The sequence below is a fragment of the Bacillus capparidis genome (genome assembly GCF_017832095.1).
GTDB classification, from domain to species: Bacteria; Bacillota; Bacilli; order Bacillales; family Bacillaceae; genus Bacillus; species Bacillus gobiensis.
The window spans coordinates 990,628-1,012,687 of record NZ_JAFDST010000002.1 but is presented as its reverse complement, the minus strand read 5'-3'; the positions used below and the strand labels follow the sequence as shown (position 1 = coordinate 1,012,687).

The 22,060-nt window shown below is 40.6% G+C and carries 21 protein-coding genes and 1 pseudogene; 14 read left to right on the top strand and 8 right to left on the bottom strand.

Annotated elements, in window-relative coordinates; translation table 11 throughout:
* The first annotated feature begins 18 nt into the window (after positions 1 to 18).
* The 3 genes from JOC74_RS12175 to JOC74_RS12165 all read left to right on the top strand — a co-directional run bounded on the left by JOC74_RS12175 (position 19) and on the right by JOC74_RS12165 (position 2,746).
* Positions 19 to 1,053: a uroporphyrinogen decarboxylase family protein gene (locus JOC74_RS12175; RefSeq protein ID WP_053604825.1), complete on the top strand. Its 1,035-nt coding sequence runs from the start codon at positions 19 to 21 to the stop codon at positions 1,051 to 1,053.
* Positions 1,053 to 1,874 (top strand): MetQ/NlpA family ABC transporter substrate-binding protein, encoded by an 822-nt coding sequence (locus tag JOC74_RS12170; RefSeq protein WP_053604824.1) that lies wholly within the window; start codon positions 1,053 to 1,055, stop codon positions 1,872 to 1,874. Before JOC74_RS12175 ends, JOC74_RS12170 begins: the two co-directional genes overlap by 1 nt.
* Before the next feature lie 101 nt (positions 1,875 to 1,975).
* The gene (locus tag JOC74_RS12165) at positions 1,976 to 2,746 is read left to right on the top strand and encodes a VOC family protein (protein WP_053604823.1); all 771 of its coding nucleotides are present in this window, start codon (positions 1,976 to 1,978) and stop codon (positions 2,744 to 2,746) included.
* Between the two features lie 57 nt (positions 2,747 to 2,803).
* Here the strand turns inward: JOC74_RS12165 and JOC74_RS12160 are convergent, their stop codons facing one another.
* Positions 2,804 to 4,186, bottom strand: coding sequence for an MFS transporter (locus tag JOC74_RS12160; protein ID WP_211086160.1), 1,383 nt, complete (start codon positions 4,184 to 4,186; stop codon positions 2,804 to 2,806).
* Between the two features lie 92 nt (positions 4,187 to 4,278).
* On the bottom strand, positions 4,279 to 5,964 hold the full coding sequence (locus JOC74_RS12155) for a glycoside hydrolase family 13 protein (RefSeq protein WP_053604821.1): 1,686 nt from the start codon (positions 5,962 to 5,964) through the stop codon (positions 4,279 to 4,281).
* A 416-nt stretch (positions 5,965 to 6,380) separates the two neighbouring features.
* On the opposite strand from JOC74_RS12155, the pseudogene JOC74_RS23940 reads away from it, so the two are divergent.
* The 4 genes and pseudogenes from JOC74_RS23940 to JOC74_RS12140 form a co-directional block, all read left to right on the top strand.
* Positions 6,381 to 6,518: pseudogene (locus tag JOC74_RS23940) on the top strand (LacI family DNA-binding transcriptional regulator); the annotation flags it as partial.
* Positions 6,504 to 7,388: a LacI family DNA-binding transcriptional regulator gene (locus JOC74_RS12150; protein ID WP_312883823.1), complete on the top strand. Its 885-nt coding sequence runs from the start codon at positions 6,504 to 6,506 to the stop codon at positions 7,386 to 7,388. The pseudogene JOC74_RS23940 and the gene JOC74_RS12150, both read left to right, overlap by 15 nt.
* A 287-nt stretch (positions 7,389 to 7,675) precedes the next feature.
* Positions 7,676 to 8,146, top strand: coding sequence for a hypothetical protein (locus JOC74_RS12145; RefSeq protein WP_053604820.1), 471 nt, complete (start codon positions 7,676 to 7,678; stop codon positions 8,144 to 8,146).
* A gap of 626 nt (positions 8,147 to 8,772) precedes the next feature.
* Complete coding sequence (locus tag JOC74_RS12140; protein WP_053604819.1) at positions 8,773 to 10,248, top strand: NCS1 family nucleobase:cation symporter-1; 1,476 nt, start codon at positions 8,773 to 8,775, stop codon at positions 10,246 to 10,248.
* An 89-nt stretch (positions 10,249 to 10,337) separates the two neighbouring features.
* On the opposite strand, the gene JOC74_RS24130 is transcribed toward JOC74_RS12140, so the two are convergent.
* From JOC74_RS24130 to JOC74_RS12120, 5 genes are all read right to left on the bottom strand, one after another.
* Positions 10,338 to 10,700, bottom strand: coding sequence for a hypothetical protein (locus JOC74_RS24130; protein WP_312883814.1), 363 nt, complete (start codon positions 10,698 to 10,700; stop codon positions 10,338 to 10,340).
* Between the two features lie 12 nt (positions 10,701 to 10,712).
* Positions 10,713 to 11,852, bottom strand: coding sequence for an FAD-dependent oxidoreductase (locus JOC74_RS12135; RefSeq protein WP_312883813.1), 1,140 nt, complete (start codon positions 11,850 to 11,852; stop codon positions 10,713 to 10,715).
* Positions 11,853 to 12,039: 187 nt separating this feature from the next.
* A complete protein-coding gene (locus tag JOC74_RS12130; RefSeq protein ID WP_053604818.1) occupies positions 12,040 to 13,212 on the bottom strand; it encodes an MFS transporter in 1,173 nt (390 codons plus the stop codon).
* Between the two features lie 223 nt (positions 13,213 to 13,435).
* Positions 13,436 to 14,080, bottom strand: a complete 645-nt coding sequence (gene srtD, locus JOC74_RS12125; protein ID WP_053604817.1) for a class D sortase, LPxTATN-specific — start codon at positions 14,078 to 14,080, stop codon at positions 13,436 to 13,438.
* A gap of 3 nt (positions 14,081 to 14,083) precedes the next feature.
* Complete coding sequence (locus tag JOC74_RS12120; protein WP_053604816.1) at positions 14,084 to 15,271, bottom strand: processed acidic surface protein; 1,188 nt, start codon at positions 15,269 to 15,271, stop codon at positions 14,084 to 14,086.
* A 233-nt stretch (positions 15,272 to 15,504) separates the two neighbouring features.
* On the opposite strand from JOC74_RS12120, the gene JOC74_RS12115 reads away from it, so the two are divergent.
* From JOC74_RS12115 to JOC74_RS12085, 7 genes are all read left to right on the top strand, one after another.
* Positions 15,505 to 16,281, top strand: coding sequence for a sugar phosphate isomerase/epimerase family protein (locus tag JOC74_RS12115; RefSeq protein ID WP_053604815.1), 777 nt, complete (start codon positions 15,505 to 15,507; stop codon positions 16,279 to 16,281).
* Positions 16,278 to 17,237: a sugar kinase gene (locus JOC74_RS12110; RefSeq protein WP_082364118.1), complete on the top strand. Its 960-nt coding sequence runs from the start codon at positions 16,278 to 16,280 to the stop codon at positions 17,235 to 17,237. Before JOC74_RS12115 ends, JOC74_RS12110 begins: the two co-directional genes overlap by 4 nt.
* Before the next feature lies 1 nt (position 17,238).
* Positions 17,239 to 18,519, top strand: a complete 1,281-nt coding sequence (locus tag JOC74_RS12105) for an MFS transporter (RefSeq protein ID WP_053604814.1) — start codon at positions 17,239 to 17,241, stop codon at positions 18,517 to 18,519.
* A 21-nt stretch (positions 18,520 to 18,540) separates the two neighbouring features.
* Positions 18,541 to 19,200: a bifunctional 4-hydroxy-2-oxoglutarate aldolase/2-dehydro-3-deoxy-phosphogluconate aldolase gene (locus tag JOC74_RS12100; protein ID WP_053604813.1), complete on the top strand. Its 660-nt coding sequence runs from the start codon at positions 18,541 to 18,543 to the stop codon at positions 19,198 to 19,200.
* Positions 19,201 to 19,274: 74 nt separating this feature from the next.
* Positions 19,275 to 19,922 carry a 3-hexulose-6-phosphate synthase gene (gene hxlA / locus JOC74_RS12095; protein WP_053604812.1) on the top strand — a complete coding sequence of 216 codons (648 nt, stop codon included), beginning with the start codon at positions 19,275 to 19,277 and terminating at the stop codon, positions 19,920 to 19,922.
* The gene (hxlB, locus tag JOC74_RS12090; RefSeq protein ID WP_053604811.1) at positions 19,906 to 20,454 is read left to right on the top strand and encodes a 6-phospho-3-hexuloisomerase; all 549 of its coding nucleotides are present in this window, start codon (positions 19,906 to 19,908) and stop codon (positions 20,452 to 20,454) included. Before hxlA ends, hxlB begins: the two co-directional genes overlap by 17 nt.
* Positions 20,455 to 20,573: 119 nt before the next feature.
* Positions 20,574 to 20,729 (top strand): DUF1540 domain-containing protein, encoded by a 156-nt coding sequence (locus tag JOC74_RS12085; protein WP_082364115.1) that lies wholly within the window; start codon positions 20,574 to 20,576, stop codon positions 20,727 to 20,729.
* 505 nt (positions 20,730 to 21,234) lie between these two features.
* Here the strand turns inward: JOC74_RS12085 and JOC74_RS12080 are convergent.
* Positions 21,235 to 22,032, bottom strand: a complete 798-nt coding sequence (locus JOC74_RS12080; RefSeq protein ID WP_211086159.1) for an SDR family NAD(P)-dependent oxidoreductase — start codon at positions 22,030 to 22,032, stop codon at positions 21,235 to 21,237.
* Positions 22,033 to 22,060 lie beyond the last annotated feature (28 nt).

The following is a 22,060-nucleotide window of genomic DNA, read 5'->3' as shown; positions in this document are numbered from 1 at the left end:
AAAATGGAGGGTATTTGAATGAGCGAATGGACAAAGAAAGATCGATTTGATGCTATACTTACTGGTGAACTGGCAGACAGGCCGATGGTCAGCGGCTGGCGTCATTTCATAGACAAAGAACAGACAGCCGATGACTTAGCGGAAACGACTGTAGCCTTCACAAAAAAATTCGATTGGGATTGGGTGAAAATCAATCCTAGGGCAGCGTATTTAGCAGAAATATGGGGAAATACGTACGATTTCCAAGAATACAGATCTGTTTTCCCTAAACAAACGAGTACAGTAGTCCCAGCTGCTTCACGTGTATGGGATATCCAAGAAAAAAAGGCGGCGCATTCTGCTCCATTAGCAGAACAGCTTCAGGCTGTAAAACAAATTCGAGAGGGACTTCCGAATACTCCTCTTATCCAGACGATCTTTTCACCGTTGTCCATCTTATTATTTTTGACAGGCCAGTCTGCTTATTTCAATAGTGAGACGATTTTCGGAATCGAAAAGCCTGTTCAAATTGAAACATTGATAACAGAACAACGAGCAGGTGTCCATCATGCTTTGCATGCGATCGCATTAACTTTGGCGGATTATATAACGGAGCTAAGATCTGCCGGAACTGATGGGATATTCTATGCAGTTACGGGTACTGCTCATCCCGGGTTATTTGACGAAGCAACGTTTAATGAGTTTTCCAGACCGTATGACTCGATCGTTCTTGATGCTGCACGGTATGGGAAGCGTGTCCTTCATACGTGCGGTCCTTATTCCCATCCGGAACGGTTCAACGATTATGAAATTGAGGGGATCAGCTGGGACACGAAGGCTATGGGTAATCATGATTTGGATGCTTCCCTGAAAGCGACAAAGATTGGAGGGGTTGACCATACTTTATTTGCAACAAATGAAATTAGCCGCATTCAAGAACAGGCTGAATCAGCATTAAGAGTAATGGCAGATAAACCTTTTTGCTTAGCGCCAAATTGTTCAATTCCAGTCAATGTAACAGACGAGGCGCTGCTGCAATTTAAAAATTTTATAGTTGAAAAGGAGACAATGTAATGAAAAAATTATTTTTTACTATTTTCGTTGGACTTATATTCATTTTGGCAGGGTGTGGACAAGAAGGAAGCTCAGGTGAAAATGCTGAAGAAAAGAAAGATATTACGATCGGATTTGGCGTTGGGACGTATGAAGAACAATTTCGTAAAGGAATTCTGCCGATTTTAGAAGAGAAAGGATACAAAGTAAATATTAAAACCTTCTCTCAAAACATGCAGGTGAATCCGGCAATGAAGGATGGATCAATTGACGCGAGCATATTCCAGAGCACAGCTTACATGGAGGCGATCAATAAAGAGATAGACGCCGATATGACAGGTATTACCTTTGTTCCGAGTGCTCCGCAAAGTTTGCATTCCACTAAGCATCAGTCACTCGATGAAGTCAAAGATGGTACGACAGTTGCACTTCCAAATGATCCAGTGAACCAAGAGCGTGCCGTCAGGATATTAGAAGATCTAGGTTGGGTAAAAGTAAAAGAAGATGCGGGAACAGCAGATTTTAATATTAGTAGTGTAGAACCGGATAAATATAAAATCTCATTCAAAATATTGGACCCGGCCCAAATCTTAGTATCTCTTCAAGATGTTGATTACGGTGTCATAAATGGAAACTATATTGCAAATTCGGGCAAAAAGATTACCGATTCACTGAAGATCGAAAATACGCCGAAGCAGCATCGAATTATCGTATCCATCAATAAAAAAGATGAAAATACGCAGTGGGCAAAAGATTTAAAAGCTGCATACGAATCAGAAGAGTTTGAAAAGTATATTAAATCCGAAGATAAATATGATGGTTTCATTCTGGTTGAAAAATAGAAAGTGAGTGGACTGCAATGTATGAATTAAATAACAGCAGATTGCTGCCGGACTGTAACGAAGTGTCTTAAGCGGACAACGGAGTTAGGAGAGGGTAATCAATGACAACAGTACAATGGGACCATATCGTCCATTATGTGAATGATCTGGATGACGCCATTCAAACCTTTAATGAAAATGGACTGACTGCGTTCAAAGGAGGTTCTCATACAGAGTGGGGCACTTATAATGCACTTAGTTATTTTGGTTTGACCTATATTGAGTTTTTAGGGGTTGAAGACCGAGAAACAGCAATCAATGCAGATGTACCCAATTTAGTCGTCAAAGATGCTGTGGCCGCTTTACCGGAACAAGAAATGTTGAGCCGTGTTGCGATTCGAACCGATGACATTCAAACGATAGCGGCTTCATTGAGATCGCATGGTTTGGAACTGTCCCCTATTATGGATGGGAAGCGCGTGGACACTAACGGAAGATTGATAGAATGGAAAATGATGACGATAGACGGGAACTTTCAAGGGCTCGTCTACCCGTTCGTCATTCAGTGGAAAGACACAGATGCTGATCGCCTGGCTAATTTGAACGATTCAGGGATCATCCAACCGCATCCGGCTGGTCATGTCGAGATACAGTCAGCAGTTTTCAATGTTACGGACCCTGTTTCTGCTGCTTTACATTGGCAAGCTTTATTTGGACTATCAGTTGTAGAATCTGATGCTGCTTCTGTAACCCTTGGCATCGGAGAACAGACCTTTATTTTCAAACAGGGAAATGTGAATCAGTTCTCTAAAGTAATTTTTCAATCGGAGGCTAATCATTTAATAGGAAAAACGATTAATATTGGCGATGGGGAATACGTTTTTCAAAAATAATGAGTAGTTTAGAGCCATGTGATGTACATGGCTCTATTATTAACATAGCCTTTTAGGTTATCGCGATCTCACCCACTGCAATTCCTTAATAATATCGGAGTATTGGCGATCCAGCCTATGAAACCATAATATTGCAATTTGAATCAGGGAAAAAATCACCGGTAGATAAATAAACAGGAATTGAATAGCGAAATTGGCTGAAGCGCTTACTGTCGTTTGGCCACCAATGTATCCCCCTATAGCTAAGCCCCATCCTACTGCCGCTGTCCCCAATCCGCTGCCCGCTTTAGTTCCGAAGCTTCCCGCACTGTATACAAGTCCCTCCGTACGAATACCGGTTTTCCATTCACCGTACTCGACAGTATCAGCCAGCATAGCAAAAACAGTCCCCATAATTGCAGCTGTTCCAAGTGCTTTAATGATTAATCCAGCAATAACTAAAGCCAGGCTGGTTGGTTGGAACGCTACTATCAACGATCCGGCAATCATGATGAAACTTCCAATTAAAGAGGCATTTCGCTTTCCAATTCGTTTAATAATGGGAGCTAGAACTCCAAAGCCGAGCAACTGCGGCAGCAAGCTTGCCATTCCCAGAATTCCGACTAGATCGCGATCCTCCAAAATATATTGTGCGTAAAAAACATTGATGCCGCTTCCCAATGCATTATTTGAGAAAAAAACAATCGTGAATGCAACCATTAATCCCCAATATTTATTTCGGAACAACGCTTTTACCCCGCGCTTAAATGGAACATCCTTATGAACGACGGAGGGTTTCACGCGCTCTCGTGTAGACGTAAATGTAAACAAAAACAGAAGCGTGCCTATTATACCGAAGATAGAAAAAGTGAAGATCCAGCCCGTCTTGCCACCTCCGAAAACGCTTACTAATGGCAATGTAAAAAAGGTAATAAAGAGGGCTCCTAAATTCGCCAGTACCATACGGAAGATATTCAGGACGGATCTTTGGTAGGCATCCTGTGTGAGCAGTGAATTTAAAACACCATAAGGGACATTAATAGCTGAATAAATAAAATTCATGAGGAGATACGTAATATACACATAAATTAACGTAGCAACAGGTCCTGTATTCGGTACCGTAAACAAGAGAATTCCGGAAATAGAGAATGGTACCGCCATCCACAACAACCATGGGCGTGCCTTTCCATGCTTGCTCTTTGTCTTATCAACAAGAGCTCCTATGCCGATGTCTGCAAAGGCGTCTAGAATTCGTGCTACCAACATTAGCGTTCCTACGGCTCCGGCTGCCAAGCCAACAGTATCAGTGTAGAAAAACGTCAAAAATGTCGCAGTTGCGAAAAAAAGCAAATTGCTTGCAAAATCGCCAAAGCCGTATCCAATCTTTTCTTTCATCCCAATTTTTTGCAACATTGAATCGTTGCTGGTCTCCTTGTATACAGGTTTCTCTTTCGTAATCATAAGTTACATCCCCTTTGTTTTAATATTCCGATAATTAAAATATAAAGATCTGGCAGGCTAATTAGCTTAGCCAGACCTCTTTTAAATGAATTTTAATTTGAAAGTTTGTATACACGAGCTTCGTAAGGGAGTAATGTAAATTTGTTAATACTTTCTTCAGGATTTACTTCATTATTTGCGATTAGCAAGTGGTTGTTTGCGTATTTCCAATCCGTTGGAAGAACGAAGTCCGCCGGTTCCCTTGAAAAATTAAGGATTACCAACACAGCCTCATCCTCCAATGTTCTCAGGCAAGCATATACTCTCTCGTCATCTTCCAGGATAGGACGATAGTCGCCGTACACAATAACATCATTCTCTTTGCGAAGCCGGATCAGTTCCTTGTAATAGTAGAAGATAGAATCGTTGTCCTTTAACGACTGCTCGACGTTAATCTTTTTGTAGTTTGGGTTTACTGCTATCCATGGATTTCCCTCAGAGAACCCTCCATGCGGCAGGTCATTCCATTGCATGGGGGTACGAGCATTATCGCGGCCTTTGGAGTATATGTAATCCCAGGCTTTCTGTATATGTTCGTCCCCTTTGGCGGAGCTTTCATGGTAGAGGTTTAAGCTTTCTACATCCTTATAATCTTCAATGGAATTGAACTTTACGTTTGTCATGCCGATTTCCTGGCCCTGATAAATGAAAGGTGTTCCCTGCATAGTCATTAGGAAAGTAGCCAACATTTTTGCTGACTCTTTATGATATTTCTGATCATCTCCGAATCTTGATACGGATCGCGGCTGATCGTGGTTCTCTAAATAAGATGCGTTCCAGCCTTTTGCATGCAGTCCTGATTGCCATCTTGTCACGATCTTTTTCAAATCTGGAAGCTGCCATGGTTTTAAATCCCATTTGCCTCCGATTCCGCTATCGAGCCCCATATGTTCGAAATGAAAAATCATATTGAAGCTTCCAAGTGCTTCATCGACATACAAAAGAGCATCATCAGGCGATACGCCGTCCGCTTCTCCTACTGTCATAATGTCATAATTGTTAAACACTCTCTCTTTCAGCTCTGCCAAAAAATCATGTATTCCCGGCTGGTTTCGATGACAATCCCAAGCAGGTACATAGAGCTCTCCAGACAAATTGGGCGCATCCGGGAGTCCATCTTTCTTTTTAATAAACGAAATGGCATCGATACGAAATCCATCAATTCCTTTATCCAGCCACCAGGTGGTCATCCTATATAACTCTTCGCGAACTTCGGGATTTTCCCAATTCAAATCAGGCTGCTTCTTAGAGAACAGGTGCAGGTAATATTCATCTGTCAGTTCATCATATTGCCATGCAGAACCTCTAAACAGCGATTCCCAGTTGTTCGGTTCTTTTCCGTCTTTGCCTGGACGCCAAATATACCAATCCCGTTTCGGATTATCTTTGGAAGAACGCGATTCTATAAACCACGGATGTTCATCTGATGTGTGATTAAGCACCAGGTCCATAATTAGCTTCATATCTCTTTGGTGAATCTCTTTCAAAAGCTGCTCCCAATCCGCCATTGTTCCGAAGATATCCATAATATCTGTATAATCACTGATATCGTAACCGTTATCATCATTGGGTGATGGATAAACTGGGCAGATCCAGATCACATTTGCACCCAGCTCTTTTATATAGTCCAATTTGGAAATGATGCCTTGCAAATCCCCTATTCCGTCACCGTTGCTATCTTTGAAGCTGCTAGGATATATCTGGTATACGACGCTCTCTTTCCACCATTTCTTTTGCATATTTCGAAACTCCTTTGCGTGATTTTGATGCTGCCTGAAATCGTTCGTTGCCCCCAAAATTCTATTGAAAAAGCAGCAGAAATATGGTTGATGAAACCGATTAAAAAACCTTTTAGGTAAACGGTTTCCTGTTAAATACATTTCATCCTAAGAAAATAAACCCCGAAAACAAAATGATCTAATGAAAATTGCGTTAGAATCATAATTTCATGACGAAATGAAATAAACACAGGTAAACGTTTTCCTGTAATTAAGATATAACGCTTTCAATTCTTTTGTCAAGATAAATTTATATACTAACCACTTATAGTTGACTGGATGAAAGTCTTTGAATATAATATGTCTCAAATCTCCGGGAAAATATTTTCCTGATCGATGTATGCTCGATTTGAACTTTCCAAGAAAGATGGCGAAATCAGTTGAAAATAACGATTAAAGATATTGCCCAAATGGCTGGAGTATCTATTGCTACCGTTTCCCGAGTCATAAATAACAGTAAACCCGTCAATCATGATGTCCGTATAAGGGTTCTGAAGGCGATGGAGCAAACGAATTTTCTCCCCAATGCAATGGCGAGAAATCTTGCCAAGAAAGAATCCCTTCTACTTGGCGTCATGGTGCCAGAAGTGAAAAATACCGTTTTGGATGATTTAATCAATGGTATCAATCAAGTGTCCAGACTGTACGGCTATAACATCATGCTAAGCTTAACCGCCGGAACCCTTGAAAATGAGCTCCATTATTTTAATATGTTTCGTGAAATACAGGCGGACGGTATTATTTTAGCCAGTGAGAATCTAAAAGAAGAGCTTGTTAAAGGTATCAAAGTATCCAATATTCCACTCATTTTGGTTGGCCGGGATAGTTTAGATACAGTTCCGACTGTTCACGTAGATAACGTTACTGCAGCTTATGAAGCGGTGACTTACCTTATCCAACAGGGGCATCGAAAAATTGCCATGCTTCGGGTACGAAGCGGAGATATTGCCTCAGGAGATCACCGTTATCAAGGATACGTGCGAGCGTTGAATGAGGCGGGTATTTCCATCTACAAGGATTGGGTTGTGGAAAGCGGGATTTCTGTAGAGGATGGAATAACTTCTATGCGTAAGATTTGCGAAGCCGAATCAATGCCAACTGCAATATTTTGTGCTACAGACAGAATAGCGATCGGGGCGATGAATTATTTGCTGGAAATAGGGTTACGCGTTCCCGAAGATGTCTCTATCTTTGGCTTTGATGGTATTGATATGTCATCCTTTATTCGTCCAAAATTGTCAACGGTTAAATACTCTGCGGAGGAAATTGGCATGACTGCAGCGCGTAATTTAATCAAATTGATCAGAGGCGAGGAAATCTCTTCCCGGCATTGGATCGTATCACATTATTTAGAGAATAGGGATAGTGTTTGTACATTGAATTAAAACGATCTTATATTTGCCTCGGCCTGTGAAGTATTCAGCTTGCAATCTGTGTATATGGAAGTCATTCTTTCAAAAGAGCTTTCCCTATAAAAGGAGAAGCTCTATTTTTTATCTTTTATCATCAAGCAAAATGAAAGTGTCAAGAATGCTTGGTAAAATAAAATGGATTTCATATTAGCCTGCGAGACCAATATAACCTTGGCATATATTGATCGCTCATAAAAGGCTTGCTGGAATAAGGAAATACGAATAAGGAAAGACTCTTTCAAAAAGGGAGTTTTTCAGAAGTGATTGGACTCATTATCGCAATTATATTATTTAATTCGGTTGCTTTTTTAACAATTAAACGACTTACTACAAATCAAATTGTCCATATTTGGACGTTTACAATTTCTTTTCAATCACTCGTTGATTTGTATTTGGATTTTCAATACAAAGGTTATTGGTATTTTACTGCAAATCATATTGAGTGGTTTGCTTTTCTTCCGCTTACAATGGTTATACCACCGGTAAATACGATGTTTTTAAATTGGTATCCCTTTCATTCTTCGCTTGTAAAGCGGTTTATTTATACCTTTTTGTGGGTTCTGTTTATTCTGTTTTATGAGTCATTAACGTTACTGCCCGAACCCTGGGGTTACTTTCATTACGGGTGGTGGAAATTAGGTTATTCAGCCATTTGCGACCCGATTTTGCTGATACTTGTATTAATTTACTACAAGTGGATACGTAAAATTGAAAAATCAGCTAATCTTTAGTAAATAGGCTGTTATGTTATTTTTTATCTACAGAACCCAAATGAAGGACAATTCTCAGGCGCTTTTTCTGCATATTGTCCTTCATAACTCAAATGAAGGACAATTCCCTGTCACTTTTGCTCTATAATGTCCTACAGAACCCGTATGAAGGACAATTCTCAGGCACTTTTTCTGCATTTTGTCCTTCACAGCCTTCTTGCGACTTACCCCCATCATCCCCGAACAATCTCTCTGTCCCGCTCTAATAAAACCCTAAGAAATCATCACACTTGTATGCGCATCTGGCAGGATAAATAGTTTCGCGCTTTGTTAACCACATTTACGTTTTCTTGAAAAGCGACGGAATAAATTGAATTTTAGAAAAAATACATGTTAGATTTCCTCTCTAAAAGAAGAACATTGGTTAGATCCTTTGATAGAATGAGACTAATTTATGGAATAAACAATGTTTTATCCGTTTTACTGCAACAGTGTATTCGTTTTTGTTCCCGACGATTGGTAGATCTTGTCTGTATTTCGGTTATAGATTTGCAAGTTTACACAGAGATTCTCTATTAAATAAGTTATTAAACCCTATTTTCTCACCTGGGTTTTAATAAAATTTATTAACAAAAGGAGGATGTAACTTGAGTACCATTTCACCGGAAGCGACAAATGCATTGAATGTGAAGGATCCATCGCTGTACAATGAGGATCTTGCACCAGTTCCCAAGGAGAAAAGAAATTGGAATTGGATCAATTACACGACGGTATGGATGGGAATGGTTCATAACATCGTGGCGTATGAGACAGCGGGAAGCTTGCTTGGGTTAGGTATGAGTGTTTGGCAGGCGTTAGCAACTGTAATTATTGCAAATATTATTCTTATTATTGTTATGTGGCTGAATAGTGTTGCCGGTGCAAAATATGGTCTGCCGTTCCCGGTTTTAGTTCGTGCTTCTTTTGGCTATAATGGAGCCCATTTTCCGATACTTATTCGGGCATTTGTTGCTATTTTTTGGTTTGCGGTGCAGGCGTATGCCGGAAGTATGGCAGTAGGTGCTGTATTAGGTGCATTAATACCGGGGTGGAACAGTTTATCCGCCTTTAATATTTTAGGCATGGGTTTAAACGAGGCAATTGCAGTAGCACTGTTCTGGATTTTACATGCCTATATCATCTCTCATGGAATGGAACGCGTTAAATTTTTTGAGCTTTGGGCAGGACCGCTCGTTATTGTATTAGGTTTAGGGCTTGTCGTATGGGCGATATTCGTTTCGAGAGGATTAGGACCTCTATTTGAAGAACCTTCTACACTATCAGGGGGAGAATTTTGGGGCATATTCTGGGTTTCGGTAACCGGTCTTGTAGGTACTTGGGCGACATTGATTCTGAATATTCCGGATTTCACTCGTTTTTCTCGAAGTCAAAGGGATCAGGTGATCGGACAGGCGATCGGATTGCCGGGAACTGCCATTCTCTTTGCTATCATGAGTATTATCACGACATCAGGCACGGTTATTGCCTTTGGCGAACCGATTTGGAATCCTGTAGAGCTTTTGCAGAGGTTTGACAACCCTATAGTATTAATTTTGGGGGCTTTTGCTTTACTCATTGCTACGTTGTCAGTAAACGTGGCAGCTAACGTCGTTTCTCCGGCGTACGATCTTGTGAACCTGCTTCCTCAGAAACTGACTTTTGTAAGAGCAGGGCTTATATCTATCGTAGTTGCTATATTTTTCATGCCATGGCTTTGGTTCGATAATGCCGGAACGATTTTTAATGTTCTAGGAGCAATAGGGGGCGCACTCGGCCCTGTCGCCGGAATCATGGTAGCGGATTTTTATTTTGTAAGGAAAGGGAATTATGACTTAGATAGCTTTTATAAAAAAGACGGGATCTATGCTTATAAAAATGGCTGGAATCCGAAGGCGCTTATTGCATTAGGCATTGGATTACTCGCTTCCTTTATCGGTTTAATCATCCCGGCTTTACAGCAGCTTTATACCTATTCTTGGTTTTTAGGGATAGGGGCTGGCTTCGTATCCTATTTGCTGTTAATGCGAACTTCAAGCTCAGGACAGGAAGCTGAAATTGAAAAAGCCCCGCCGACAGTTAATTAAGAGACTTCAACTTCCAACGATAAATAAAATTCTTTCAAAAGGGTTAAAAGTTATGTTCAACTTTTAGCCCTATTTTTGTAAAAATCATATCATGTTTCAGATTGCTGCATAAGATCCTTCATCGAAGAAAACGATGCCCGTTCGAAGGAGGGAATGAATTGGTCAAGCAGTTCTTCAAGCGGTTTATTTGATCCCTTGGTTAATTCATCTAACAGTCGTTTTCCATCAGAGGAATCGCTTTCTGCAAACAGAGATGTTACAATTTGCGGATTGAACAGTTCGCGTGGATGTAAAAATAACGAATTCACCAGCCAATACAGTCCGTACAATTCATAATTAGATTGCTCCGTCGCCGATTTAAGAATGTATTCAAAATAGTTCTGTGCAAATTTCAATCCTTTAAATGGTTCAGAGCCCACATACTCTACACCCGGCCAACGCAAATCGGACACGCAATTCAACCATCAAGCGGGTTCTATTGAATCTTGCATTTTTTTGAGTACGCTAAGCTCAAAATCAGGCTCAGGATTGTTGTGCTGATCTCTCAGGCTAGCTTCAAGAATTTCTGCTTCGATCGCCGCGACAGTCATTCCTTGACCATAGATCGGATCAAAATTGCAAAAGGCATCTCCCATGACCAATAAACCGGATGGCCATCGTTTCATCTGTTCAAATCGTTGGCGGAATAATTCCGGCAAGCGATAACCCCGCGGAGCCGCTATAGGCTCAAGCTCTTGCCTTACTTCCGCAAACAACGGGCTGGCAAGCTGGGAAATCTCACGTTCGTATTGCTCCGGATTCGTTGAAGGGTAACGGCCGCCTAGATTCCAAAGTACAATTTCTGCTCTATTATTCTCAATGATGGAAAATACCCCTGCATTTGTTCCTTTAACTGGATCACCTGCTAAGTGAATCACATTCCATTTTGCCGCCAGATGGGGAGGGATTCTATAGTGGCGGGTGCTATATCCAAGCGATACCTTCAGCATCTCTGGCTTTGGTACGGCATAGCCAATCTCTGTAAGCCACCTGACTACTTTCGAGAAACGTCCGCTGGTATCGATTACAAGGTTTGCTGTTATCTTTTGCTGCTGCTGTTCGGCTGAATCGCGATCCCGAACTTGAATGCCGGTAATCGTAGAACGATCCGTTGATGAAAGCAGACGAATAACTTCTTTCTTGCAAAGGAAACGAACATTGGAAATGGCTTGAACACGCTTTCGCAATACCCATTCCAGCAGCGCTCTGCTGAATGTTGCCTCATTCTCTTGGTTTGCCATAACCATGCTTCCATATGAATTAATCATATGATTTAATTTGTTCAAAGCCGAAGGGGCTCCGTGTGCCAGCAATTCCTCGTTATAGCCAGGGAAGAAACGTCCCAAAATCAATATGCCGCGTGGAGTTAATCGATGGGGCTGAAAAGCTTGGGGAGTACCGGAACGGTTCTCGGGCTTATCAGGAAAGTCATCACGATCGATAATCAGAACTTCGTTATAATATCCTGATAGCACTCTTGCAGCCAGTAAACCTGCTATACTTCCGCCAATGACAATCACTCGTTCTGTATTCTTCTCTGCTAATGGAAATTGCCTATCTAGCATAAAAAATACCTCCCATTCGGTTAGTTGAGTACTCCATAGATTATTTCTACATTTATTTACACCAAATCATTTGAATGTTGATTGACTTATACAGTCAAAATAAGAATAAGTGCAATTTTCTGATTTGTCAATAAAATAATTCGGATGAAAAAGGGTTGATCTTGGAATCAGATCAACCCTTTCGCTTTTAATCAAACAATTGTTTAGAAGAAATGAAAAAACAACCCAAAAATAGAGTGCAAATAACCGCAATGAACCCAAATCCGCCGAAAACATCATATTTGGATGAAAAATAACCAAAGCCCAAACCTAGTATGATTAGAACAGCATTTAGCCCTAATGACTGAAACGAATCCATGGTTGCTCTCATGGAGGAATCGATTCGATGATGCAAATATCCTGTTGTAATAGGCTCAATGATCCCTGATATCAGACAAATGAAAAAAATAGCCAACAAACTCGTATAGTCCTTTATCATGGATACATAGAAAAGCCCAATGGCAAAAGCAGTGGTCACGCCCGATAATATCGTCCGGTATCGGAAGCGTTTTTTTATTGCATGCGCCAAGATATTGCCCGGAAGCCTCACGATCATAATGACTGCCGAGAACAGTCCGAAATATAAAACTGGAATCTCCAACCGGTTCAAATAAAGCTGCCAGAACTCATCAATGAAGCTTATGGCTGCGCCGGTAACCATGCCAGAGAGCAGCACAAGACAAACACTAGGATGTTTTCTGAAAAAGTGTAAGGAAACTGTTAGATATTCTTTGATCTTAATAGACTCATCGGATTTGCTTTTAATAACGGGCTCAACTAATAGTAGCGATACACACACAGACACAATCATACTGACAACAGATATCCAATAATTCAACTCAAAAGCATACCTGCTTGCCAAATAACTCCCTGATAATGCTGCCAAGATGATGGCAGAGAAATCACACACATTCAAGCGGCCGAGATACTTTTCAAAGGTGCGCTCCTGGCCAGTTTCCAGCAATGAATCATAAAGCAAAGCATTTTCTGACCCGCTGCTTGCCGAACGTGCAATGCCCGCTAAAAAAACAGCGACGGCAAACTGCCAGAATTCCGTTGCAAACAGCAGGATGAGAAACATGAAACCTTCTAATATGGTGCTTAACACGATCATTTTCTTCCGTCCCCACTTATCGGCGATAATCCCTGTGGGAACCTCCAACAATACAACAGTGACCGCAAAAATGATTTCTGTATATACGACCATCTGGATGGTCATACCTCTTTGTTCCCAAAACAATCTCTCAATGACATAAGCAGGTATTAGATTGTAAAAAAACCGGATTGCATACAGCTTCCTAATATTTGCTTTCACACTCATAACTTGAGCTCCTCTCATATTTTGATTGCAATTAGTCAATCAAAATACGGAGGTGCCCGTGAACGGAGTGATTCTGAATATTAGCAGGGGGGTCTTGCGTATTGTTTCATCATTTCATCTCCTTCACCTTCAGTTTGTTACAATCATCATACGGTGTAGGAAATAATTGGTCAATATAATCATTCCATAAAAAAAGCAATCCCCTTCTTGGCTAGGGAATTGCTTATTTTTCGGATGAAATTAAGTCTGCCACAAGAATATAGCGCTCTGGGGCGGCCCCGATAAAATCAAACGGATAACAGGTGGAGACAGTTAGTGTTGCTTTAGGTTTTGGTACGATTACTGTCCGGTCATTCTTGTCCACAATACGTACTTTTCTTACTTTATACGTAAATTTACCTGCGGAAGTCTGAACGACAAGCAGGTCGCCTTTCCCAACCTCGCCCAACTTACGGAACACTGTATCCCGGTGTCCTGACAGGACTGAATTGTCTTTTTCACCAGGCAACACACTTCCAGCGAAATGTCCCACCCCTTTTTCCAGTTCATCTTCATCTGTGCCGTGATAGATTGGAAGCTTTGCCTCCAGCTTCGGAATAATAAGATCGCCAATCACTTCTCCAATTTCAGGACGATCTTGGTAGAGTGGTTCCTGCTCTTGTTCCTTTTCGTTTGCAGCTCCCAAATTCACTTTGTAGTCTTCAGCATTTACTTGACCTGTCTTAAAAAGCAGGTAGCCTTTTAAAAAAGTATAGGCATTCGTTCCGCTAAACCACAGTCCAAACAAAATAAGTGCAGCAGCCAGGGAAAGAAGAAGCAAACGTTTGTTGCGTTTGCTCCTTCTCCTTCTTTTAATAGCACTTCTCATTCATTAGATTCCTTTAGCTCTGATGCGGCGGAATAAGAAAATACCAGCTGCAACAAATGCTAATCCAGCTAAAGTGTTTACAGCATAATCGGAAGCAGTTGTTGGAAGCTTGGCTCCTTTCACGGTTTTTACAGGTGATTTCTCCGCTTTTGGAGCTTCGGGTGCTGGATTATTTTCTGTCACGATTTTCTCTGCTTCTTTAATGTTTTTCCCGGTTTCTTGAATGATTTCTGCGCCAAACATATCTGCAGTTAACAATACATCAGCGAGAAATTCCCCTTGTTTGTTGTATATTTCGATTAACAGATCATATCCGTTTGTTGTGTTCATAGAAATCAAATCGTTAAGTGAAACTGCTTTTTTTTCACCGTCTTTTGCAAGATAATACTTTGTTTCTACTTGGAAAAGATCAAGCATGTCATTAAAAATATCAAAAATCTCTGCGACTTGTTCAGCAGTAAGCTCTTCGGCTGTTTCAAAATTCTCAAACGCCATCATTCGATTACTAAGCTCAGTCATCTTTTCTTCAAACGCAGGATCGGATAAATTAAGAGTTTCAAGATGATTAAAGAGTTTCTCAAGTTCCTTGTCTGTCAGACCAAATTCTGTGAAAAGACCAGAAAATTCGTCTATGTATTTATCGCCGTGTATATAAATATCAATAGTAAGCTCAAGATCTTCAATATATTCATAGTTTTCAAGAGAATCGTCTTTTTCTTTTAAAAACTGCTCGAGCGCCTCTTTTGATTCAAAGTCGTAATCCTTAAGAAGCTGCTGAAGATTGTTATCATCAATCGGTGTACCTTCCGAGCCATTTAAGTAAAAGTCCACAAATTCTTGAAGCTCTTCAGCAAATATAATAGAGGCGCCCTCTAATACGTCCTGACCTTCTTCTAGATCACCATTTTCAACAAGAAGTGCGTTTAACTCATCACGGGTCAAATCAAATTCCTGAAGTATAGACTGAATAGATTCTTCAGAAAGTGGTGTTCCAAGCTCATCGATAGACTCAAAATCTCCTAATTTCCACTCTTTGCTATCAAGATAATCAAGATAGTCTTGCTTATCCCAGCCAATATTCTTTAAAAACTCATCAAATTTTGGTTCGTTCGACTCAATTGCGAAAGTCATCACAGGTAAAGCTCCAAAGGCAATAACAACTGCTAACAGTAGTGATACTAAGCGCTTCATTCTATTCCCCCTAGCATTTTATAGTATAATTCCCAGAATATTATATTTTAAAAGAGTGAATATAGATATAGGACATTTTTACTATATTCGATGTTATGGTATGAAAATCGACATTTCTGAAAGAAAAAATCGTGTGACAATAAAAAAACATTTGTAAAGCGTTTTCAATTGTTTTATAATCGACTTAATCAAATTAATAAACCGGTTTATAAAAAGTGAGTTGAAGCAAATCGATGAATCATGTGATTGTTCCTTTAAATGTTTTTCCCAAGAATCAAGTCATAGAAAAAGGGCAGGAGTCTTTTCTTCCGCTCATCGCCCAGTCAGGAGCATATGGAGCAGAAATCCGCAGGGAACTGTTTCAAGAAGCGCAAGGTCTACCGCTTAAAAATATAAAAATCGAGTTGCAAAGGCACAGTCTGTATATCGTATACTCAGCGCCGATTGAGCTTTGGAAGGAGGGAGGAAAGCTAAACAACAGCCAGCTAGAAATGGTAATTGATGAAGCATACCGATTAGGAGCAAAGATTCTTAAACTATCATTAGGTCACTATCAAAAATCAACTTCGGACATACGTCTTCTAAAAGAAGTACTGCGGAACAGCAGAATAACAGAAAACAACCTGAAATTGTTGATAGAAAATGATCAAACGCATCATGGCGGGAATATTGACAGACTTCGCGAGTTCTTTGAAACCGTTTACGAACACAAGGTGCCAATTGAAATGACCTTTGATACCGGCAATTGGGATTATGTGAATGAATGTGGGGATCAGGCCGTACGTCAGCTGTCAAAGTATGTTGCCTATATCCATCTTAAACAGGTTGAAAGCATTGACGGTGAACGAGTTACCATACCGATTTCTTTGGAAAAATGGAGAGAGATAGAATCGTATTTTCCAAGAAAAATGTTAAAAGCGATAGAGTTTCCAATACAGTCATTGGATCAAATCAAAAAGTATATCGAAATGTTCTTGGAAAAAACGAATGAAAGTGAGGAGTCTTTGTGAATCAGTTAGATGTTATTACTTTTGGAGAAGCCATGGCTATGTTTATCGCGGATGAACCAGGATCGCTGCACAAGGTCAAGCAATTTACACGAGAGCTGGCCGGAGCTGAAACGAATGTGGCAATTGGTTTGGCAAGGCTCGGGCTTAAGTCGGGATGGGTGAGCAAGGTAGGGGAAGACGCTTTTGGAAGGTTCATCATCGATCGATTACAAGAGGAGCATGTCGATATCGGCAATGTTGAAGTGGACAACAGATACCCAACCGGATTTCAATTGAAATCGAAGGTAATCAAAGGCGATCCGGAAGTACAATATTTTCGAAAAAACTCAGCTGCAAGCCAATTAAACAAAAAGGACTTCAATAGCGCATATTTTCAATCAGCCAGCCATTTGCACATGACGGGAATACCTCTGGCAATCTCATTGCATACGAGAGAATTTGCTGAGCATGCGCTGAATTTTATGAGATCATCTGGGAAAACAGTAACATTCGATCCCAATTTGCGCCCTTCTTTATGGAATACAGAAGAAGAAATGGTAACAGTCATTAATAAAGCAGCATTTCAAGCCAATTATGTGATGCCTGGTTTGACAGAAGGGGAAATTTTGACCGGCTATAAAAATCCTAAGGATATCGCTGCCTTTTATTTAGACAGAGGGGTTGAGCTCGTCATTGTTAAGCTCGGGGAAGAAGGCGCTTATTACCAGTCGAAAAGTGAAGAAGGAATTGTAAGCGGTTTTAAAGTTCCCGAAGTCATTGATACTGTTGGGGCAGGCGACGGATTTGCTGTAGGAGTCATTAGTGGATTATTGAAACACTTGACGATAGAAGAAGCTGTAACTCGTGGAAATGCCATCGGCGCCATGGCCGTTCAATCTCAGGGAGACAACGATGGATATCCAACAAGAAATCAGCTAAACGAATTTTTAGAGAACAATAAACAGGGAGTGAACTAAGGTGAATCAACCAATTGCAAAAAAGCGATGGCTCCGATTAATCCCGGTCGTATTCATTACCTACAGCCTTGCTTACTTAGACCGTGCGAATTATGGGTTTGGCGCTGCTGCAGGACTTGCTGAAGATCTTCATATTACTCCGGCAATCTCTTCTTTACTCGGATCACTGTTTTTCTTGGGATATTTCTTTTTCCAAATTCCCGGCGCGCATTATGCTGAAAATAAAAGCGCGAAAAAGCTAATCTTCTGGTCGCTGATTTTATGGGGTGCGCTCGCCAGTTTAACAGGGATGGTATCGGACATCAGTCTCCTCTTTGGTATCAGATTTTTGCTTGGTGTTGTAGAAAGCGCTGTCATGCCGGCAATGCTCGTATTCCTTAGTCACTGGTTCACAAGTGCTGAACGATCCCGGGCAAATACCTTCTTGATTTTAGGAAATCCCGCAACGATCCTTTGGATGTCGATCGTCTCCGGATACCTATTAAATGCTTTTGGCTGGAGATGGATGTTTATTATCGAAGGTCTACCTGCGATTCTATGGGCATTTTTCTGGTGGAAACTAGTAAATGATAAGCCGAAGGACGCAAAATGGCTGAATGAAAGAGAAAGACAATTGCTTCAAGAAGAATTAGAAAAAGAACAAAAAGGGATAAAGCCTGTCAAAAATTACGGAGAAGCCTTTAAAAACAAAACGGTCATCCTGCTCAGCCTTCAATACGCACTATGGAGCATCGGCGTTTACGGGTTTGTCATGTGGCTGCCTTCCATCATTAACGCTGCTCCGAACATGGATATCGTGACAACAGGATGGCTTTCTTCTATTCCTTATATTCTTGCCATCGTATTAATGCTTGGAGCCTCCTTTTTATCAGATAAATTGTTAAATCGCGGGAGCTTTGTGTGGCCGTTTCTTTTGATTGGGGCCGTTTCGTTCTATGCTTCTTACGAAATTGGCACGAGTAACTTTTGGCTATCTTTTCTTTTGTTAGTGATTGCCGGGGGAGCAATGTACGCTCCATATGGTCCGTTTTTTGCGATTATTCCTGAAATTCTCCCGAGGAATGTAGCCGGAGGTGCTATGGCGTTAATCAATAGTATGGGGGCGTTAGGTTCTTTCGCCGGATCATACATCGTCGGGTACTTAAACGCCGCAACAGGAGGATATGGGGCGTCCTACATTTTTATGGCGGGATCACTTTTCTTTTCAGCAATTTTAACTGTGTGGGCACTGCATAAACCAAAAAAGAAGAGAGTCGCTACCCTGCCAGTACATTCAAGTTAATAGAAAAGGAGATGTTTCAAAATGCAAGTTGAAGAAATAAAACAGCGCGCGGTTGTCGCAGTGATCAGAGGTACAACACTTGATACGATTATTCCAATCGCTGAAGCCTTGAAAGCAGGTGGCGTCACAGCTTTAGAAATTACAATGGAAACGCCAAAAGCACTGGACATCATTGAGAAGCTATCGGATGAGTTGGGACCAGAAATTTTGGTTGGAGCAGGTACAGTACTTGATCCAGAAACGGCGAGAGCAGCAATCCTGTCAGGAGCACGGTTTGTTTTTTCGCCCACAGTAAGAAAAGAAACGATTGAAATGACCAAAAGGTACGGCATTATCAGTGTTGCAGGAGCCCTCACACCAACAGAAATACTGACAGCTTATGAATTTGGCGCTGATTTGATTAAAGTTTTTCCTGCAGCTGCAATGGGAGCGGAATATTTTAAAAGCATCTCCGGCCCGCTCCCGCAGATTCCGTTAATGCCAACGGGGGGCATCGATATAAATAATACAGGTACCTTTATTAAAGCGGGAGCGGCTGCAGTCGGTGTCGGAAGCACGCTTGTTAATACCAAGGAGAAATTATCAGAAGGTTATTTGCTGCAGCTTACGGATAAGGCAGAACGATTTATCAAAGAAGTAGAGCAAGCCAGAGATGGTAAAACGCTTGCAGGTCGTTTATAATTTAATAAATCGGTTTAGTTTGATCTTCTGCTACGAATAAATTGATTGAAAAAACAATGAAGGAGTTTCGTAAAATGAAAATTCAATTAGCGCTCGATCGCTTAACGATTTCTGATGCCATCCGTTTAACCGAGCAGGTCAGAGACTATGTCGATTGGATTGAGGTAGGAACTTCATTGATTAAAGAGTTTGGGGTAGCAAGCATAAAAGCCATGAAGGAAGCCTTCCCGGAAAAAGTGATTGTTGCCGATTGCAAAACGATTGATAATGCCAAATATGAATTTGAAATGTGCTATGAAGCAGGTGCTGATATTGCAACAGTAATGGGGGTCTCTCCAGCTGCCACCTTGCAAACGTGTGAAGCTACAGCGAAAAAATATGAAAAACAAATGATGATCGATTTATTGAATGTGTCAGAAGAGAGAAAGAAAAGCCTATTAATTTATCAAAACGCCATTTTTTGTGATCATGTAAGCAAGGATGAGCAGGAAATACAGGGATTGAAAAATGAAAGCAACGGATCACAATCAACTCTGAAATCCTCCGGGGTACGCTGGACGGTGGCAGGCGGAATTACATTCGATCCGATTGAAAGACTAAAAAAACTTAACCCGACTGCCGTTATTATCGGATCAGCGATAACAAAAGCAGATCAGCCGTCAGCCGCAGCTGCCCGTTTTCGAGAATTGATAGGAGGTACTCCATATGGAAACGTTAGATAGAATCATAGAAGAAATCAAATTTGTTTCAGGGAAAATTGACAAACTTCAGATCGAAAAAATGGCCGATCTCCTCGCACGTTCAGAACGAATCTTTGTCATTGGCGAGGGACGATCCGGCCTGATGGCCAAATCCTTTGCGATGCGGTTAATGCACTTAGGAGCAACGGTTTATGTAGTTGGTGAAACGATTACACCATCGATTGAAAAGAATGATGTACTTGTTGCTGTATCAGGTTCTGGTACAACGAAAAGTGTCGTTTGGACAGCAGAGAAAGCACGCTCGTTAGGATGCTTTGTGGCCGCAATAACGACCGATCCCGAATCTGAGCTCGCTTCCTACTCTTCACTAACCCTGCAAATACCGGCGGCTACTAAGTATCGTCGTGAAAATGAATTAAAAACGATCCAGCCGCTCGGTTCCTTATTCGATCAGTGCGCGCATATTGCATTTGATACGGTATGCTTGGAGTACGGAAGAAAAAACGAAGTAGGTCACGATCAGGCTTTCCAAAAACATAGTAATATGGAATAAACATACAAAAGAGAACTGACTCAGAAAGGAACAGTCTGTATCGTGTTCACTACAGGAAAAAAAGAAAGTATCAACCATCTCTAATTTGTTAATGATAGCAAAATAGGAGGTGTGATACTATGGCTCAAGATGTTCTTTGTGAAGTCAACAACTGTACGTATTGGGGTTCTGGAAACAAATGTAATGCGGATGCTATATATGTAGTTAGTAATAAAGGTAAAGAAGCATCAACTAGTGAAGAAACAGATTGTAAAACATTTAAACCAGAGCATTAATTTTTCTGAAGGTAACCAAAATCTTGGTTACCTTTTACTATTTATAGTATTGATAATAACTATCATTTTCATACAAATTACTTTTATTTTTACATCTCATTTATCACATTCGTTTGTATCTTCAGATTTATGATTTTTTCAATGATCTGTATGATGAAAGAGAAGAAACCGAAAAGGATTGATGGGATATAAGAAAACTTGGTGTGAGTTATAACATCACTAAAGGAAAAAACACACTTAATTCTTATTTTTTTATAAAAAGGTATTGATAAGCTTTCGATTTCTTTTGGAGTGTTGATCGTTGTGATTATGTCAGACAAAAACCAAAAAAACCAGCTGGTGTTTATCAATACAAATGAGATTGTGGAAACAGAATTTAGATTGGTCATTTAAAACTTATCTAGACCTAAATCGTAGAAAGTCATAAAAATTAAAGGGTGATACATATTAGTCATATATAATATGTATCGCCCTTTTACTTCTTCCACTATAAAATTATTCTGTGTTAATCTTCCAGTTGAACTTTTTGGTTATTCTTAGAATTGCCTGCATAAGCAAAAAGTGGTTCACTAAGTTTGAATTCAAAGGCTTCTCTATCAACTCTGCCAACAGTCATGTTGCTATCATAAAGCTGCAAGAGAAAATTGGCCATTTCATCGCTTGTATGGTATGTACTAAAAGTTTTGTCATAGTCATACTCGCTTGTATTGTTTGCCACTTTTCCAAATTCGGTTTTGGTTGCGGCAGGTGCCAAAACTTTAGCTTGTAATTTTGCATTGGCGGCTTTCAGTTCATGGGCCAATCCCTCGGTGAATGCACTGACAAAAAACTTGGAAGCACAGTAGGTAACGGCCGTTGGCACGATTGTGTATCCGCCGACTGAAGATATATTGATTAGTTGTGTACCATCCACGTCTTTATAATCGCGCACATACAAGGATGAAAAGATAGTCAGGGCTTCCACGTTTAGGCGCAGCAATGTTTCAATCTTTTCCAAGTCTTGACTGGACACACTGTTATAGCTGCCGAAACCTGCATTATTAATCCATGTTTCGATTTGATACGGAATTAACTCTCGATAGAGTTGATGGGCGTTTTGACTAACGGATAGATCGACTGCTTTTATCACAATATCCAGCTCAGGAATTTCCTGCAAGATTTCTCTTTTCAGTTCGTTCAGGTTGTTTTCACGGCGAGCAACAAGTATGATATTTTTCTTGCGTTTTGCGAAAGCCTTAGCTGTCGCGTAACCTATACCAGAGCTTGCTCCGGTAATAACTGTATATTTCTCCTGTGTATCCATTTTAATCTTCCCCTTTAACTTGGCATAC

Bases quoted from the DNA above. Each gene is read 5' to 3' on its own strand.
- JOC74_RS12150 (WP_312883823.1), top strand. From the start codon at position 6,504: ATGGAGCAAACGAATTTTCTCCCCAATGCAATGGCGAGAAATCTTGCC.
- JOC74_RS12135 (WP_312883813.1), bottom strand. From the start codon at position 11,852: ATGCTAGATAGGCAATTTCCATTAGCAGAGAAGAATACAGAACGAGTG.
- JOC74_RS12175 (WP_053604825.1), top strand. From the start codon at position 19: ATGAGCGAATGGACAAAGAAAGATCGATTTGATGCTATACTTACTGGT.
- JOC74_RS12160 (WP_211086160.1), bottom strand. From the start codon at position 4,186: ATGATTACGAAAGAGAAACCTGTATACAAGGAGACCAGCAACGATTCA.
- JOC74_RS12155 (WP_053604821.1), bottom strand. From the start codon at position 5,964: ATGCAAAAGAAATGGTGGAAAGAGAGCGTCGTATACCAGATATATCCT.
- hxlA (WP_053604812.1), top strand. From the start codon at position 19,275: ATGAAAATTCAATTAGCGCTCGATCGCTTAACGATTTCTGATGCCATC.
- JOC74_RS12115 (WP_053604815.1), top strand. From the start codon at position 15,505: ATGAATCATGTGATTGTTCCTTTAAATGTTTTTCCCAAGAATCAAGTC.
- JOC74_RS12120 (WP_053604816.1), bottom strand. From the start codon at position 15,271: ATGAAGCGCTTAGTATCACTACTGTTAGCAGTTGTTATTGCCTTTGGA.
- hxlB (WP_053604811.1), top strand. From the start codon at position 19,906: ATGGAAACGTTAGATAGAATCATAGAAGAAATCAAATTTGTTTCAGGG.
- JOC74_RS12165 (WP_053604823.1), top strand. From the start codon at position 1,976: ATGACAACAGTACAATGGGACCATATCGTCCATTATGTGAATGATCTG.
- JOC74_RS12130 (WP_053604818.1), bottom strand. From the start codon at position 13,212: ATGAGTGTGAAAGCAAATATTAGGAAGCTGTATGCAATCCGGTTTTTT.
- srtD (WP_053604817.1), bottom strand. From the start codon at position 14,080: ATGAGAAGTGCTATTAAAAGAAGGAGAAGGAGCAAACGCAACAAACGT.
- JOC74_RS12100 (WP_053604813.1), top strand. From the start codon at position 18,541: ATGCAAGTTGAAGAAATAAAACAGCGCGCGGTTGTCGCAGTGATCAGA.
- JOC74_RS12170 (WP_053604824.1), top strand. From the start codon at position 1,053: ATGAAAAAATTATTTTTTACTATTTTCGTTGGACTTATATTCATTTTG.
- JOC74_RS12085 (WP_082364115.1), top strand. From the start codon at position 20,574: ATGGCTCAAGATGTTCTTTGTGAAGTCAACAACTGTACGTATTGGGGT.
- JOC74_RS12080 (WP_211086159.1), bottom strand. From the start codon at position 22,032: ATGGATACACAGGAGAAATATACAGTTATTACCGGAGCAAGCTCTGGT.